The 15,982-nt window shown below is 73.3% G+C and carries 13 protein-coding genes; 9 read left to right on the top strand and 4 right to left on the bottom strand.

Translation table 11 applies throughout. The features are described 5' to 3' along the window. Positions 1-48: 48 nt before the first annotated feature. Positions 49-876: an aldose 1-epimerase family protein gene (locus tag ABZ459_RS11900; protein WP_357969136.1), complete on the top strand. Its 828-nt coding sequence runs from the start codon at positions 49-51 to the stop codon at positions 874-876. An 18-nt stretch (positions 877-894) separates the two neighbouring features. Continuing rightward, the gene (locus ABZ459_RS11895) at positions 895-1,887 is read left to right on the top strand and encodes an aminoglycoside phosphotransferase family protein (RefSeq protein WP_357969134.1); all 993 of its coding nucleotides are present in this window, start codon (positions 895-897) and stop codon (positions 1,885-1,887) included. Here ABZ459_RS11895 and ABZ459_RS11890 read toward each other — a convergent pair. Continuing rightward, entirely contained in the window at positions 1,834-4,077 is a 2,244-nt protein-coding gene (locus tag ABZ459_RS11890) for a M64 family metallopeptidase (RefSeq protein ID WP_357969131.1), read from the bottom strand. The two genes, ABZ459_RS11895 and ABZ459_RS11890, sit on opposite strands and share 54 nt — an antisense overlap. Before the next feature lie 77 nt (positions 4,078-4,154). Between ABZ459_RS11890 and ABZ459_RS11885 the strand changes: the two genes are divergently transcribed. The 4 genes from ABZ459_RS11885 to ABZ459_RS11870 all read left to right on the top strand — a co-directional run bounded on the left by ABZ459_RS11885 (position 4,155) and on the right by ABZ459_RS11870 (position 8,727). Then, positions 4,155-5,102, top strand: a complete 948-nt coding sequence (locus tag ABZ459_RS11885; RefSeq protein WP_357969128.1) for a LysR family transcriptional regulator — start codon at positions 4,155-4,157, stop codon at positions 5,100-5,102. A 101-nt stretch (positions 5,103-5,203) separates the two neighbouring features. Continuing rightward, positions 5,204-6,400: an FAD-dependent oxidoreductase gene (locus ABZ459_RS11880; protein ID WP_357969126.1), complete on the top strand. Its 1,197-nt coding sequence runs from the start codon at positions 5,204-5,206 to the stop codon at positions 6,398-6,400. A gap of 68 nt (positions 6,401-6,468) precedes the next feature. Next, positions 6,469-7,806 (top strand): class II 3-deoxy-7-phosphoheptulonate synthase, encoded by a 1,338-nt coding sequence (locus tag ABZ459_RS11875; protein WP_357969124.1) that lies wholly within the window; start codon positions 6,469-6,471, stop codon positions 7,804-7,806. A 153-nt stretch (positions 7,807-7,959) separates the two neighbouring features. After that, positions 7,960-8,727: an SAM-dependent methyltransferase gene (locus tag ABZ459_RS11870; protein ID WP_357969122.1), complete on the top strand. Its 768-nt coding sequence runs from the start codon at positions 7,960-7,962 to the stop codon at positions 8,725-8,727. A gap of 37 nt (positions 8,728-8,764) precedes the next feature. Here ABZ459_RS11870 and ABZ459_RS11865 read toward each other — a convergent pair whose 3' ends face one another. Further along, positions 8,765-9,616, bottom strand: a complete 852-nt coding sequence (locus ABZ459_RS11865; protein WP_357969119.1) for a LysR family transcriptional regulator — start codon at positions 9,614-9,616, stop codon at positions 8,765-8,767. A gap of 26 nt (positions 9,617-9,642) precedes the next feature. Here ABZ459_RS11865 and ABZ459_RS11860 point away from each other — a divergent pair, with 26 nt between their 5' ends. Beyond that, positions 9,643-11,076, top strand: coding sequence for an MFS transporter (locus ABZ459_RS11860; protein ID WP_357969116.1), 1,434 nt, complete (start codon positions 9,643-9,645; stop codon positions 11,074-11,076). Here ABZ459_RS11860 and ABZ459_RS11855 read toward each other — a convergent pair. Both ABZ459_RS11855 and ABZ459_RS11850 read right to left on the bottom strand, forming a co-directional pair. Further along, a complete protein-coding gene (locus ABZ459_RS11855; protein WP_357969115.1) occupies positions 11,042-11,416 on the bottom strand; it encodes a thioredoxin family protein in 375 nt (124 codons plus the stop codon). The genes ABZ459_RS11860 and ABZ459_RS11855 overlap by 35 nt on opposite strands. Positions 11,417-11,567: 151 nt before the next feature. Beyond that, a complete protein-coding gene (locus ABZ459_RS11850) occupies positions 11,568-13,265 on the bottom strand; it encodes an ExeM/NucH family extracellular endonuclease (RefSeq protein WP_357969112.1) in 1,698 nt (565 codons plus the stop codon). 106 nt (positions 13,266-13,371) lie between these two features. Here ABZ459_RS11850 and ABZ459_RS11845 point away from each other — a divergent pair, with 106 nt between their 5' ends. Both ABZ459_RS11845 and ABZ459_RS11840 read left to right on the top strand, forming a co-directional pair. Beyond that, the gene (locus ABZ459_RS11845) at positions 13,372-14,742 is read left to right on the top strand and encodes a pentapeptide repeat-containing protein (RefSeq protein WP_357969109.1); all 1,371 of its coding nucleotides are present in this window, start codon (positions 13,372-13,374) and stop codon (positions 14,740-14,742) included. A 53-nt stretch (positions 14,743-14,795) separates the two neighbouring features. Beyond that, positions 14,796-15,980, top strand: coding sequence for a hypothetical protein (locus tag ABZ459_RS11840; protein ID WP_357969106.1), 1,185 nt, complete (start codon positions 14,796-14,798; stop codon positions 15,978-15,980). Positions 15,981-15,982: the final 2 nt, after the last annotated feature.

Here is a 15,982-nt window from a genome sequence, read left to right as displayed (position 1 = left end):
GTTATCCTGGCCCGGCTGCTCGCACGCCCGACGAAAGGACCTTCTCCCGTGCCCCAGCTCGAAGGCGGCGGCTACACCGCGCAGATCAGCCCGCGCGGCGCCGCGCTCAGGACGCTCAGGCACGGCGGGCGCGACCTGGTGACGACCTGGCCCGAGCAGGGCCCGGTCCCCTACTTCGCGGGCACCGTCCTCGCTCCCTGGCCCAACCGGGTGGGCGGCGCCCGCTACACCTTCCAGGGCCGCTCCCACCGGCTGGAGGTGACCGAGCCCGACCGCGGTCACGCGCTGCACGGCCTGGTCGCCGTGGTCGACTGGAAGGTGGCCGAGGCCGAGGCCGATCGGGCGCGCCTGACGTACGAGCTGGCCGAGGCGCCCGGTTACCCGTTCGCGCTGGCGTTGTCGGCCGAGCACCGGCTCGACGCCGGCGGCCTGACCACGACGGTCACGGCCCGCAACACCGGCGAGGCCGACGCCCCCTACGGCTGCGGGCCCCACCCGTGGCTGCTGGGCGAGGAGCTGGAGCTGCCCGCCGCCCGCTACCTGACGACCGACGACCGGCTGCTGCCGGCCGGCCTGGCCGACGTCGCCGGCACCCCGTACGACTTCAGGAAGCCGCGCCCGGTCGGCGACACCGTGATCGACCACGCCTTCACCGGGCTCGACCGCGGCGAGGTGCGGGTGGGCGCGGTGCGCGTCGGCTGGGACCCGGCGGTGCTGCCGTGGGTGCAGGTCTGCACGAGCCGGCAGCTCGGCTACGAGGGCGTCGCGGTCGAGCCGATGACGTGCCCGCCCGACGCCTTCAACTCCGGCACCGACCTGGTCGTGCTGCGGCCGGGCGACGAACACGTGGCGAGCTGGACGATCAGCGTCGCCTGAACCCGGAAGGGGCCTTGCGTGGACAGCAGGACCAAGCGCCGCTTATCGCCCGCCGAGCTCGACGCGCTGGCCAGGCGGGCCGTGGGGGCGGGCGTCTTCACGGCCACCGAGCTGACCGACGGCTACGCCAACGCCGTGTGGCGGCTGACCCTGGAGGACGGCCGCGAGGTGGTGCTCAAGCTCTCCCCCTCGCCCGACCTCGACCAGCTCAGCTACGAGCGCAACCTGCTGCGCATGGAGGCCGCCGCCTACGAGCTGGCCGCCGCGGCGGGCGTGCCGATGGCCGAGCTGCTGGTGGCCGGGTTCGACGACCCGGTGCTCGGCGGCGACTACCTGATGCTGACCGCGCTCGACGGCGTCTCCTGGAACGACGTCAAGCCCGAGGGCGAGCAGGCGCTGCGCCGGGAGCTCGGCCGCCACCTGGCCGCCTTCAACGCGGTGACCGGCGAGGTGTTCGGCTACCCGCACGCCGGGATCGTCGGCTCGACCTGGCGGGTGGCGTTCCTGGCCATGGTGGGCGCGCTGCTGGCCGACACCGAGCGCTACCCGGCGCCGCTGCCCCGCCCGGCCACCGAGATCATGGCGGTCTTCGAGCGGGCCGCGCCGGTGCTGGACGAGGTGACCACGCCGTGCCTGGTGCACTTCGACGTGTGGGCCGGGAACGTGTTCCTCGACCTGACCGGCGAGCCGCGCATCCAGGCGATCATCGACCACGAGCGGGCGTTCTGGGGCGACCCGATCGCCGAGTTCGTCACCCCGACGATCTTCGACGAGCTGCGCGAGGACGACCCGCTGCTGGCCGGCTACCGCGAGGTGACGCCGCTGGAGCTGACCTCCTCGGCCCGCGTCCGGCTCGACCTGTACCGCGCCTACCTCTACCTGATCCTGCTGGTGGAGAACGGACCCCGGCAGTACCCGGAGTCCGAGTACGCCAGGGTCCGCGATCTGGCCGTCAGCTCACTGGCGGACGTCCTGGACCGCCTCGTACGGCTTCCCCTTGACGCCCGCTGACAGCTTGCCGCACTGACCGCCGCCCGCGCCGTTCACCTGGTTCGGCACGCCGAGGTCGGCCGGCCCGGGGGTGTTGCCGGTGCAGGCGAGGGCGCCCTTGACCGTGGCGCCCGACAGGATCGGCGCGGTGTTGCCGGTGAGCACGGCCGCGCCGCGCAGCTCGGCGCCCACGACCGTGAGCCGGGCCGCGCCGGTGACGCTGAGCGCGCCGTCCACGCGAGTCCTGATCAGGTGCACGGCGGCGGGCCTGGCGGCGGTGAGCGTGCCGCTGATCCGGCCGCCGTCGGTCACCAGCGAGGCGCCTGCCTTGACCGTGACCGGGCCGGTGACCTGGGCGTCCTTCAGGCAGGTGACGCCGTCGGCCACGGTGAGCGGGCCCCGGTGCGCGCCGGTGACCGTGCGGTCGCAGGCGGGCGGCGGGGCGATGGTGGTGACGGTGAAGCTCCTGGCCTGCCCGTAGTTGCCGGCGGCGTCGATCGAGCGGTACTCGACGGTGTGCCGGCCGCGCGGCAGCTTGCCGTAGACCAGGGAGTCGATGACGGTGCCCTCCTCGGTGAACGTCCAGGGCAGCGCGGAGGAGGTGGGCCAGCCGAAGTAGTTGAACCAGCCGTCGCCGTCCACCCGGGACTCCGAGACCACGTAGCCGTCGCGGTCGTCGTCGCCGGTGAGCTTCATCGTGAACGGGCCGTTGTAGACGTAGGTGTCGCCGGAGCGGGCGAGCGGCTCGGACAGCTCGTACCCGGTGGTGGGCGCGGAAGCGTCGACCTGCCAGGTCAGCGTGGTGCCGCCGAGGGCGGCGGTGAGGGTGTGGGCGCCGGGCGCCAGATCGGCCGCGCCCAGGTCGAACTCGGTGCCGGTGCCCGCCTGCCGGCCGTCCAGCGTCCAGGTGACGGCGGGGACGGACGCCGCCGGGTGGGTGGTCTCGACGTACACGACGGCGTCGCGTCCGGCCGGGCGGTCCGTCGGCGTGGACGACACGATTGCGGCCTGGACGCCGTCGGGCGGCGTGGTGAGCGTGGTGTCCACGGTCCAGGTGCGGGTCCTGCTCATGGCGGTCCGGATCGCCGGGTCCCGGACGAACTCCGTGGGGTCGGCGACCGTGGCCGTGACCGTGTGCGTGCCCGCGGCCAGGCCCAGCGTGCGCAGGTCGAGGACGTCGCCGTCGCCGGGCAGGTTCTTGCCGTCCACGGCCCAGGTGGTGGTCAGCGAGTGCCCGGCCGGGCGCATCGGCTCGATCCAGAGCACCCGGTCGGCCCCGACGGGCGCGGCGGTGGGCGTGGAGTCCTGGATCAGCATGGTCTTGGCGGTGATGCGCTGGGTCATGACCTCGCGGCTGACCTGGTCGAAGTAGTAGCCGAGGGTCTTCATCATGGAGTGCCTGCTCGGCCGCCACACGCCGCTCGTGTAGTACATGCCGCCCTCGTAGCGGGCGATCGGGCCGCCGGACTCGCTGTCCTCGCCCAGCCACCGCCACCACTTCCGGCGCTGGTCGAGCATCTGCTGCTCGGTCAGCAGGCTGTGGTGCGCGCTGGAGGGCTCGGAACCGCCGTAGGTCCCGCCGGGGACGCCGCGCTGGTAGTAGTCGTACTCGTCCTGGAGGCCGCCGAGGGAGTGGCCGAGCTCGTGCGGGCTGATCAGGGCGGACATGGAGTTGCTGCCCGAGGCGGTGGCGTAGCTGCCGCCCGCGCCGCCGTAGGTGCCGCTGTTGGCCAGGGCGAGGATCTGCCGGTTGCCGGACGTCGTCCCGGTGACCAGGTTCGCGAACCGGGTGGCGGCGGAGTTGTCCATGGTGATCAGTCGCTGCACGCTGCCGGGGTTGCAGCCGCCCCAGAAGCCCATGCTCAGCGGGGTGGTACGGCGGGGCGCGTCCAGGCCGGGGTCGCAGCTCACGCCGGACTCGCCGGAGACGATGTCGATCCGGTAGACGTTGATGTAGTCGCGGTAGGTCTTGAACGGCTCGATCGACCACATCACGTTGAGGTGCCGGTCCACGTCGGCCCGGAACTTCGCCTGCTCGGCCTCGGTGTAGCCGTCGCCCATGACGATCAGGTTGAACCGCTTGGCCGGGGCGCCGGTGACCTGGACCGGCACGACCGTGGCCGCGCCGGGCCCGTCGGCGGCCGCCGACGCATGGGCGGATGGGACATATAGGACGGCGGCGGCCAGTACCAGGGCCGCGAATCTACGCATGTCATGCACTATCGGCCCGATGGATGCGGCAGTCTCATCCCATAAGGGCATAACTCCGGAGTGATAGCTTCTGCGGGATGCAGCTCGAACTGAGACATCTCAGGACGCTGCGCGCCATCGCCGACCACGGCAGTGTGACCAGGGCCGCGGCGGCGCTCGGCGTCTCCCAGCCCGCGCTCACCGCCCAGCTCGGACGGATCGAGCGCCTGCTCGGCGGGGCGGTCTTCACCCGCGACCACCGCGGCGTGGCGGCCACCGCGTTCGGGGAGTTCGTGCTGGCCAGGGCGCGGGTGGTGCTCGCCGGGGTGGACGACCTGCTGGCGGCGGGGCCGTACGAGCTGGCCGGGCAGGCGATCCGGGTGGGCGGCTTCGAGAACCCCGTCGTCGTGCCCCTCGTCGCGAACCTGGCCGGCGCGCTGCCCGAGGCGCGGATCACGCTGCAGACCGAGCACTACGTCCGGGTGCTGGTGGACATGGTGGCCAACGGGCGGCTCGACGTGGCGCTGGTGGCCGACTACCCCGACCACGAGCTGCGGCTCGGCCCTGCCATGGGGATGGGCGTGGTGGCGGTCGAGCCGGTGTTCGTGGCGCTGCCCGCCGCCCATCCGCTGGCCGGGCGTACCGAGGTGGAGCTGGCCGAGCTGGCGGGCGAGCCGTGGGTGCTGCCGCCGCCCGACGGGATGGGCTGGCCCGAGCACCTGCTGGAGGCGTGCCGGCGGGCCGGGTTCACGCCGCGGGGGCGGTACCAGCTCGTGGAGGCCGGGGTGCGGCGGGAGCTGATCGCGGCCGGGCACGCGGTGTCGGCCTGCCAGGCGCTCTACGACCCGGGCGAGCGGGTGTCGGTGCTGCCGCTGCGCGGGAACCCGCTGTGGATGCGTCAGGTGCTCATCTGGCGGTCGTCGTTCGCCGCGCACGCGCCGGCGCTGCTGGAGAGCGCCCGCGCGGCCCACGCCGCCGTGGCGGCCCGCAGCCCGGTCTACACCTCCTGGACCGCCCGCTACGGCCGCCCGCCCCTGCCCTCCTGACCCTCGCCCCCCACGGCTGCGACGCCTCTCCGGCATGCCGGAGAGGCGCGGGGGCTTGCTCATTTCCGGGGACGTGACACAATCTCATTGGGTGATGAATTATGACTTGTGTGATAGCCGGAGGCGGCCCCGCCGGGGCCGTGCTCGGACTGCTGCTGGCCAGGGCCGGCGTCGAGGTCACGCTGCTGGAGAAGCACGCCGACTTCCTGCGTGACTTCCGCGGCGACACGATCCACCCCTCCACCCTGCGCGTGCTGGCCGAACTCGGCCTGGTGGAGGACTTCCTGAAGCTGCCCCACCGCAAGGCCCACGAGCTGCGGCTGGTGACCGACACCGGCGACATCAGGCTCGCCAGCCTGCGCGGCCTGCCGGGCGGCTACGACTACATCGCGTTCGTGCCCCAGTGGGACTTCCTCAAGCTGGTCACCTCGGCCGCGAGCGCGTACCCGAACTTCCGGCTGCTGATGAACGCCGAGGCCCACGACCTGATCCGGGAGGGCGGCGCCGTGCGCGGGGTGCGGTACCGCGACCCGTCCGGCGAGCACGAGCTGCGGGCCACGCTGACCGTGGCGGCCGACGGACGGCACTCGGCGCTGCGCGCCCGCGCCGGCCTGGTCCCCCAGGACCTGCACGCGCCGATGGACGTCGTCTGGTTCCGGCTGCCCCGGCACGACGACGACCCCGACGACACGTTCCTGCGCATCTCCAGCGGCCACATGATGGTCGCCATCAACCGGGAGACCTACTGGCAGCTCGCCTACCTGATCCCCAAGGACGGCTTCGGGCGGCTGACCGAGCAGGGCATCGACGCCCTCAGGCGGCCGGTGGCCACGCTGCTGCCGTACCTGGCCGACCGGGTCGGGCAGATCGAGGGCTTCGACGACGTCAGCGTGCTCACGGTCGCGCTCAACCGGCTGCGCCGCTGGCACCGCCCGGGGTTCCTGTGCATCGGCGACGCGGCGCACGCCATGTCGCCGGTCTTCGGGGTGGGCATCAACCTGGCCGTCCAGGACGCGGTGGCCGCCGCCAACCTGCTGGCCGCGCCGCTCGCCGCGGGCCGGCCGATCCCGGAGTCCACCCTGCACCGGCTGCAGCGGCGGCGCATGCTGCCCACGCGGGTCACGCAGGCGGCCCAGCGGCTGGTGCAGAACCAGGTGATCACGCCGGCGCTGGGGCGGCGGTTCGACGCGTCCAGGATGCCGCGCGACGTGACCAGGATTCCGCTGCTCAACCGGCTGCCGCGGCGTTTCATCGGCCTCGGGGTGCTGCCTGAGCATGTGAAGTCTCCCGAAAGCTGATAAATGCATTCTCACAACGTGGACAAGGGGGTCGGTGGGGCCGGGTCAGTGGAATACCCTCGTATCTCGTGAGCAGCAATCTCGTGGATCTCGATTCCTGGCGAGCCCTTCCCGCGGCCCAGCAGCCCGACTGGCCCGATCGCGGTGAGCTCGACAAGGTCGTCGCCGAGCTCGGCGGCCTGCCCCCGCTCGTCTTCGCCGGCGAGTGCGACCAGCTCAAGAGGCAGCTGGCGGCCGTCTCGCGCGGGGAGGCGTTCGTCCTGCAGGGCGGCGACTGCGCCGAGACCTTCTCCGGCGCGACCGCCGACAACGTGCGCAACAAGCTCAAGACGTTGCTGCAGATGGCGATCGTGCTGACCTACGCGGCGAAGGTGCCGGTCGTGAAGATCGGCCGGGTGGCGGGCCAGTTCGCCAAGCCGCGGTCGAAGGGCACCGAAATCCGCGACGGCGTGGAGCTGCCGGCCTACCGGGGCGACATGGTCAACGGGTTCGAGTTCACCCCCGAGTCGCGCGAGCCCGACCCGTGGCGGCTGCTCAAGGCCTACCACTCCTCGGCGGTGACGCTCAACCTCGCGCGCGCCTTCACCAAGGGCGGCTACGCCGACCTGCGCCAGGTCCACGCCTGGAACCAGGACTTCGTGGCCGAGTCGCCCGCCGGGCGCCGCTACGAGCAGCTGGCCCGCGAGATCGACCAGGCGCTGGCCTTCATGCGGGCCTGCGGGGCCGAGCCCGAGGAGTTCCACACGGTCGAGTTCTACTCCTCCCACGAGGCGCTCATCCTCGACTACGACCGGGCGCTCACCCGCATCGACTCGCGCACCGGCCTGCCCTACGACGTCTCGGCGCACATGGTCTGGATCGGCGAGCGCACCCGCCAGCTCGACGGCGCGCACGTCGACTTCTTCGCCGGCATCCGCAACCCGATCGGCGTCAAGCTCGGGCCGACGACCTCGCCGGAGGAGGCGCTCGCGCTGATCCAGAAGCTCAACCCGGACAACGAGCCCGGCCGGCTCACGTTCATCACCCGGATGGGCGCGTCCAAGATCCGCGAGCACCTGCCCACCCTGGTCAAGGAGGTCACGGCCTCCGGCGCCCAGGTGGCCTGGATCTGCGACCCGATGCACGGCAACACCTTCGAGGCGCCGAGCGGGCACAAGACCCGCCACTTCGACGACGTGCTCGACGAGGTGGCCGGGTTCTTCGAGGTGCACCGCGCGCTCGGCACCCACCCGGGCGGCATCCACATCGAGTTCACCGGCGACGACGTCACCGAGTGCGTGGGCGGCGGCCACGAGATCGTCGAGGGCGACCTCGGCACCCGTTACGAGACGGCCTGCGACCCGCGGCTCAACCGCGGCCAGTCGCTCGACCTCGCCTTCCGCGTGGCCGAGCTGTACCGGGGCTGAGCCGTACCGCTGAGCGCGGCGTCCTTCCAGGGTGAGCCGGTTCCGCGCGGCGCGTGTTCGTGACGCGCCGCGCGGGCAACCGAACCGAATTCCGGTACGGGTGGGGACAGCGAGGCTATGATCACCCGAAGGACCGAAATTTCGGGAGAAATCGTGGACAGTGCCCCTGAGGGGGTCGACCCCAACGTCCCCAACGTCGCGCGGATGTACGACTACTACCTCGACGGCAAGGACAACTTCGCGGCCGACCGCGCCGCGGCGGAGCAGATCCTCAAGGTGTTCCCCAACACCAAGGAGGCCGCCCGCGCCAACCGGGCGTTCCTGCAGCGGGCCGTGCGGCATCTGGTGGACTCGGGGGTACGGCAGATCGTCGACCTGGGCGCCGGGCTGCCGACGCAGGGCAACACGCACGAGATCGCGCCCGAGGCCCGCGTGGTCTACGTCGACTACGACTCGGTGGTGTGCGTCCACGGCCGGGCGCTGCTGGCCCGTACGGACAACGTCGACATCCTGCAGGCCGACATCCGCGAGGTGGACGTCCTGCTGGACAAACTGGGCGCGCTGGTCGACTTCGACCAGCCGGTGGCCTTCCTCATGCTGGCGATCCTGCACTTCATCCCCGACGAGCAGGCCCACCCGATCGTGGCCCGGCTGCGCGAGGTCAGCGCCCCCGGCAGCCACCTGGTGATCAGCCACGCCATCGACGCCAGGCCCGACACCACCCCGCAGGCCGTGAAGGTCTACAACCAGGCCACGGCCGCGCTGAGCCTGCGGACCGACAAGGAGATCCTGGCCTTCTTCGAGGGCTACGAGCTGGCCGACCCCGGTCTGGTCTTCCCCCAGGACTGGCGTCCCACCGAGCCGGCCGCCCTGACGAACGGCACCGACGTCGGCTACGTCGGCGTCGCCCGCAAGCCCTGACGGACGGCCCGATCACGGCCTGCGGTAGGGGCCCCGGTCAGGGCAGGGCCGCCAGGAGCTGCCGCACCCGGGCCGTCGGCGGTCCGGCCGGCACGGCGAGGTAGGTGCGCACCTCGGGCTCGTCCAGGCCGGCGTAGGCCACGCCGCGGATCGGCGGCAGCTCGTCGAAGACCGGGTAGAACAGCGTCCACGACGGCGGGCCCGAGGCCAGGTCGATGAGCGTGTCGTGCAGGCCGGTGAAGGCCGGGCCGCGCGGCGGGTCCACGCCCGCCCCCGCCAGGGCCCCGGTGACCAGGTCATGGAAGGGCGGGTTGCGCTCGCGGGGGGCGAGCCGTACGGGCAGGTCGCCCAGTTGGGCGAGGCTGAGCGTGCCGGAGCCGGCCAGTGGATGGCCGGCGGGCAGCGCCACGACCAGCGGCTCGGTCCAGGCGGGGAAGAACTCCAGGCCGGGCGCGGCGTCCACGAGACGCACCAGGGCGGCGTCCAGGTCGCCGGAGCGCACCGCCGCCAGCCGCTCGGCCAGCCCCTGCTTGCTGAGCCGGACCCGCAGGCCGGGGTCGAGCCGGTCGAGCATCGGGTACAGGCGGGTGCCGGGCGCGGCCGACACGCCGAGCCGCAGGGTGGCCTCGGCCAGGTGGCCGGTGACCGCCCGGCGGGCCCGTTCGGCCGCGGCGAGCACCTCGCGGGCCTCGGGCAGCAGCCGCTCCCCCGCCTCCGTCAGCCGTACGTGCCGGGTCGACCGGTCGAACAGGCGCGCGCCCAGCTCGCGTTCCAGCCTGCTCACCTGCTGGCTGACCGCGGGCTGGACGATGTGCAGCCGCTCGGCGGCCCGGCCGAAGCCGCCCTCGTCGGCGACGGCGACGAAGTAGGCGAGCTGCCGCAACTCCACTGTGTCTCCATTCATCATGATCTGTGATGACTGTCCAGGAGAACGTCTCCTGGTTCGCCCGCTCTTCCCGCGATGGACTGACCCGCATGAACGGGAGTGGATCGATCGGGATCAGGCTGGGCGCGCTCTTCGGCCCGGCCGTGTTCGGCGTCACGGCGGCCGGGGTCGCCCTGCCGGACGTCGCCGCCGCCTTGGGGGCACGTCCTGGCGCGGTGGTGTGGGTGCTGACCGCGCACGCGCTGGCGCTGGGCATCGGGACGGCGCTGTTCGGGCGCCTGTCGGACGCGTGGGGGGTGCGCCGCACGCTGCTGCTCGGCTCGGCGGTGCTGGCGTCGGGCGCGCTGGCCTGCCTGGTGGCGCCGTCGCTGGGCGCGCTCGTGGCGGCGCGGGCGGTGCTGGCGGCCGGGTCGGGCGCGCTGTCGGCGGTCGCGCTGAACCTGGCGGCCACGGCCGAGCCGGAGCGGCGCCAGGCGGTGCTGGCCTGGTTCGGCAGCGCGATGGCGGTCTTCTCGGCGGGCGCGACGCTGGCCGGCGGGCTGGTCACCCAGGCGTTGTCGTGGCGGCTCACGCTCGCGCTGCCCGCGCTGGCGCTGGTGGCGGTGCCGTTCTGCCTGCCGGTGGCGCGGCGGGCGGGGTCGGGCGGCCGGGTGGACGTCGTCGGCGCGGGGCTGCTGGCGGCGGGGGTGTCGGCCTTCCTCGTGCTCGTCCAGTCGGCCAACCTGGGGCTGACCTGGCCGGTCGCGGCGCTGGCCGGGGTGGTGACGGTGCTCGCGGGGGCCGCGCTGGTCCGGCGCACCCGTACGGTCGCGGGCGGGTTCGTCCCCCGGGACCTGCCGGCCGACCGCGTCTTCCGCGGGGCCGCCCTGATCGGCGTCGGCGTGTACGGCGGCCTGTTCGCCACCATGTGGGCCGCTCCGCAGCTCCTGGCCGGCGTGCACGGGTGGAGCGTGCTGACGATCGGCGCCTGGCTGCTGCCGGGCGCGCTGGTGGGCGTGGTGCTGGCCAGGATCGCGGGCACCCGGTCGTGGCTGCTGCCCGCCGTGGCCGCGGCGTTCGCGCTCTGCCTGGTCGCGGCGGGGCTCGCCGGAGCGCTCACCGGCGGGCCGGGCGCGCCGGCGGCGTGGGCCGCGGTGCTGCTGGTGGTGGCCGCCTCGCTCGGGTTCCCGGCGTTCTCGCTGGCCCAGGTGGTGATCACGGCCCGGATGTCGGCGAGCTATCCGGTGGAGCGGCGCGGCGGCGCGATGGGCCTGCTGAACCTGACGTTCTTCGTCGGCGGCGGGATCGGGCTGGGCGTGGCGGGCGCGCTGTCACGCCTGGCCGGGCTGCCCGGCACACTCATGGTGATCGCGCTGTTCCCGCTGGCCGCCGCCCTCGCGCGGGCCGGGGGACGCGAGGGCCCCACCGTGCAGGCGGGGCCCGCCGGGGTCAGTTCTGCTCGGCGTTCTTCAGCTCCTCGCTGAGCTCGGCCCTGATCGCGTCCATGTCGAGGGCGCGGACCTGGCGGATGAGGTCGTCCAGGGCCGGGGCCGGGATCGCGCCGGCCTGGGCGAAGACCACGATGCCGTCGCGGATCGCCATCAGCGTGGGGATCGAGGTGATGTCGAAGCCCTGGGCGAGCGCCTGCTCCGCATCAGTGTCGATCTTGCCGAAGGTGATGTCGTCGTGCTTGTCGGAGGCCGCCTCGAAGATCGGCCCGAACTTCTTGCACGGCGGGCACCACGTCGCCCAGAAGTCGAGCAGCACGATGCCCTTGTCGGCGATGTCGTTGAAGTTCTTCTCTGTTACTTCGATGGTCGCCACAAGTGGCTCCTCGCTCCTCGGTGAAATTGCAACCGTGTCAACCACGTACCCCCCACCAGCATTCCATGCCCCTGGAGGCCCGCAAGCCCGCTGCGGCGGGCGATCCGGAACGCCGGAAGGCGCGGCCCGCGGGCCGCGCCTTCCGCGGGGGTCAGTGGCCGCCGGGCAGGGTCAGGCCGATCACCAGGGGGTCGTGGTCGGAGGAGCGGTAGGCGTCCGGCTGGTAGAGGCCGGGCGGGTTGAACTCGGTGTTGTAGTCGCGGATGCGCGGCTCGTCGGAGTTGATGTGCCAGATCGTGGTGCTGGTCACCCGCTTGAGCAGCTGCTTGCCGGCGAAGGCGTGGTCGAGCTCGCCGGCCAGGCCGTCGAACAGGTAGCTGTAGCGCTGCGCCTCGGGCACGAACCGCTTGGTGAGGCTGCTCAGGCCGCCGGCCTCCAGCGTGTCGATCGGGTCCTCCTCGCCGTAGGCGTTGAGGTCGCCGAGCACGAGCGGGTTGGGCAGGTCCTGGTCGCCGATGATCCCGAGCAGCGCCTGAGCCTGCTTGACGCGGGTGGGGTTCCAGCAGCTCTGACCGTCGCCCTGGTCGGCGTCGGGGCCGTCGGCCGGGCAGCTGCCCTTGGACTTGAGGTGGTTGACGATCATGGTGAACGGCTGGCCGCCGCCCTTCCTGCGGAAGGTCTGGATCAGCGGCGGACGGCTGAAGACGGGGTCCTCCGAGGCCCTGGTCTCGCCGACCGGGGTGAGCTTGCCCGGCTTGTAGATCAGGCCGACCTGGATGAGGTCCGTGCCGGGGTGGGGGTGGCTGAGCGCCGCGTACGTGCCGGCGCCGACCTCGGCGTTGACGGCGTCCACGAGCGCCTGCAGCGCGGTCTGGCCGTTGTTCTCGACCTCCATGAGGGCGACCGCGTCGGCGTCCAGGCCCTTCAGCGCGGCCACCAGCTTGGCGAGCTGGCGCTGCTGCTCGTTGGCGTTGCTCGCGCCGCGCGAGCCGATGGTGGTGAACCAGTTGAGGGTGTTGAACGAGGCCACCTTCACGTTGCCCACCACCGGGAAGGGGCGCGGCGTGCGCGGGTTGGCGTTCAGGTAGGCGATCGGCTTGGTGGGCTGGAGGCGGTACTCGCCGAAGCCGTACCCGAGCACGCCGGTGACGCCGGCGGCCACGGTGCCCGCCCGCGTGACGGGCGGCAGCGTCGCCGGGTTCTCCCGGTTGGAGCCGTCGTCGATGAGCAGCGAGCGGCGCGTGTCGGCGGCGGGGTCCACGCCGGGCCGGTCGGTGGGCTGGTACAGCCGGCCGTGCGCCGACACCGTGACCTCGCCGAAGCGGCCCAGGTTGTAGTTGTCGTCCACGGTGAGCGGCTGCGGGAAGGTGAGCAGCATGTTCTCGACGGCCTCCAGGCCGTCCGCGGCCGGGGGCAGCGTGTACGGCTGCGCCGCCACGCTGCCGGTGCCGCAGACGTCCACGGCGGTGACCGGGGACAGCTCGGTCCAGCCGTTGAACTCGGTGGCCTTGCCGGTGACCAGGACGCGGTCGCCGGTCTTGACGTCCTTGAAGGACTCGCGGGCGAAGACGAACAGGCCCTCGGAGGTCCTCGGGTCGGCGTCCGGCCGCGGGTCCTGGAGGAAGAAGCCGCTGAGCTGGTCGGTCCGCTGGAAGTCGCCGGTCACGACGCCTTCGACCCGTACGGTCTGGCCGGTCAGGGGGCCGGTGTCGCCGCTGCCCTGCACCTCGGCGACGCGGCGGTCGGCCGGGGTGTCACAGGGCGCCGCCGCCGTCTCGGCGAGGGCCGGGGTGGCGGTCAGGGCGCCCGCCACGAGGGCAGCGAGTACTGCTCGGGATAAAACGCGCATGACCGGCACTTTAGAGGGATTATTGCCCGCATATTTCCACACAAAAGTGGATAGAACATTAAATCATCGAACCTTGACATTGGCGGCACGCGGGTATGACCAGTGCATGGACTGGGTCACCTGCGCGTTTTCTGCTGCCTGCCCCGGAATCGCCCAACAGCCGTCCGGCCTGTGCCTGGCGCATCTGCCGGCCGAGGACCTGCCCGCCGTCCTCGCCCGGTTGTCCCCCGGCAGGCTGCTCGACCTCCGCGGCACCACCGTCGACGGCGACCTGCTGGCGCGGGTCCTGGAGGCGACGAGTTGCAGACCGGGCCGCGCCCGGCTCGACCGGGCCAGGTTCACCGGCGACGTCAGGCTGTCGGGCGTGACGTTCGCCGGGGACGTGTCGCTCGACGGGGCCAGGTTCGAGCGGCTCGCCTCCTTCTTCGGAGCTCGATTCGAGGGGAACGTGTCGCTGGCGGCGGCCAGGTTCACGCGCGAGCTGTCCTTCCACGGCGTACGCGTCCGGGGGCACGTCTCGCTCGACCGGGCCGTGATGTCCCGCGACGCGCTGTTCGGCCAGGCCGTCTTCGAGCACGGGCTCTCCTGCGAGGGCGCCCGGTTCGACGGGTACGCCACCTTCGACGACGCCCGTCTGGGCACCGGCGCCACGTTCCGCGGGGCCAGGTTCGGCCGGACCCTGTCCTTCCGCAAGGTGCGCGGGCAGGCGGGGTTCGACTACGCCCACTTCGCCGGGGACGCCTACCTGTCGGCCTCCGGCAGGCTCTCGGCCGCGCGGGCCCGCGCCGACGGCCTGCTCGACGTGACGGTCGCACGCTGCGGGGTGGACCTGCGGCGGGCCGAGGTCTTCGGGGCCGCCACCGTGCGGCTGACCGACTCCAGCGCCGACCTGGAGGGCGCCGTGCTGCACGGGCCCGCCTCGGTGACCGGCAAGGGCCTGTCGATGCTGAGCTCGCTGCGCCAGGTGGACGCCGCCAGCCTCACGCTGACCGGCCTCGACCTGTCGGGATGCGGCTTCGCCGGGCTCACGCACCCGTCCGGGGTGCGGGTCAGGAACTGCACGTTCGCGCTCACGCCGCGCGGCGTGCGGGTCAGCCTGCGCCGTCCGATGCTGCGCTGGATCTCGCGGCGCAGCGCGCTGGCCGACGAGCACGCCCTGCGCGGCTGGGACGCCTCCGGCGGCTCGCCCACCACCCCCGACCTGCTGGCCGCACTGTACGCCGGGCTGCGCGGCCGGATCGAGGACCGCGACACCTCGGCGGACTTCGCCTTCGCCGCCATGGAGATGCGCCGCCAGGCCGGTGAGCACTGGTGGCTGTCGCTGTCGTGGCTGCTGTGGGGGTACGGCATGCGGCTCGGACGCGCGGTGGCCTGGTGCACGCTGCTCGCGGCGCTGACGGCGGCGGCGGTGTTGTGGAGCTCCACCTCGCACGCGGCCCGCCAGGCGGTCCACCACAACCCGGTCGTGCACCAGTAGCCGGGCCGAAATGCGGTGGCAGGGGGCGGACCGGGCTCGCTAGGGTCGCGCCGGTGAGTACCGATCCGCTGCCGCTGCTCTGGTTGACCGGCCCCACGGGCGCCGGGAAGTCCTCGGCCGGGTGGGAGATCTTCGCCCGGCTCGGCCGGAGCGGCGTCAGGGCGGCGTTCCTCGACGCCGACCAGATCGGCCTGTGCCATCCGGCGCCGGAGGGCGGCACGCATCGCCTGCGGGCGCGCAACCTGGCGGCCCTGTGGCCCGGGTTCCGGCGGGCGGGGATGCGCTGCCTGGTGCTGGCCGGTTTCGTGGACACGCCCGAGGAGGTCGGCGAGTACACCGCGCTGCTGCCCGGCGCGGCGTTCACCGTGTGCCGGTTGCGGGTGCCCCACGCGGTGCTGAGGGAGCGGTTCCTGGGGCGGGGCTGGCGTCCCGACCTGGTGGAGGACGCCGTGGCCGAGGCGGTCGCGCAGGACCGCAGCCGCTACGCCGACCTGTGCGTGGACACCGGCGGCCGGACGGTGGCCGAGACGGCCCGGCTGGTGCTCGACCGGCTGGGCGGATGGCCGCCGGCCGCCCCCGGGCCGGTATCCGTGTCGCCACCCGTCCCGGCCGTTCCGGGCGCGTGGGACGACGGTGTCGCGTCCGGTGTGCCGGTTCCCCTGTTGTGGTTCTCGGGGGCGACGGCGGCCGGGAAGTCGACGGTCGGCTACGAGGTCTTCGGCCGCGTCCACCGGTCGGGCGTACGGGCGGCCTACGTCGATCTCCGGCAGATCGCCGCGCTGCGCCCGTCCACCGAGGAGGAGGGCCGCCGGCTCAGGGCACACGGCCTGGCCGCGCTGTGGGACGGGTACCGGGCAGCCGGGGCCGGATGCCTGGTCGTCTCCGGCGGGGCGGACTCCGACGAGACCGTCCGCGCCTGCACCCGTCTGCTTCCCGGCCTGACGCCGACCGTGTTCCGGCTGCACGCCTCCCCCGCCACGCTGCTGGAACGGGTGCTGCTGCGCGGCCGGGGGGGGCGGCCCGGCGACGCCCGGCGACGAGCTGCGGGGGCTCGGCCCGGCCGCGCTGCGGGCCGTGGCCGGACGGGCGGCGCGGGAGGCCGCCGCCCTCGACCGGGCGGGTGCGGGCGACGTGCGCCTGGACACCGACGGCCGCCCGCCGGACGAGGTGGCCGCGCAGGTCATGGCCCACCTCCGGCTTCCGTCGTAGTGGCCCCGCACATTCACTCAACCGCCTGAAG

The sequence above is a fragment of the Nonomuraea sp. NPDC005692 genome, assembly GCF_040631115.1.
GTDB lineage: Bacteria > Actinomycetota > Actinomycetes > Streptosporangiales > Streptosporangiaceae > Nonomuraea.
The sequence above is the reverse complement of the archived record's forward strand: the minus strand, read 5'-3'. Positions and strand labels throughout refer to the sequence as shown.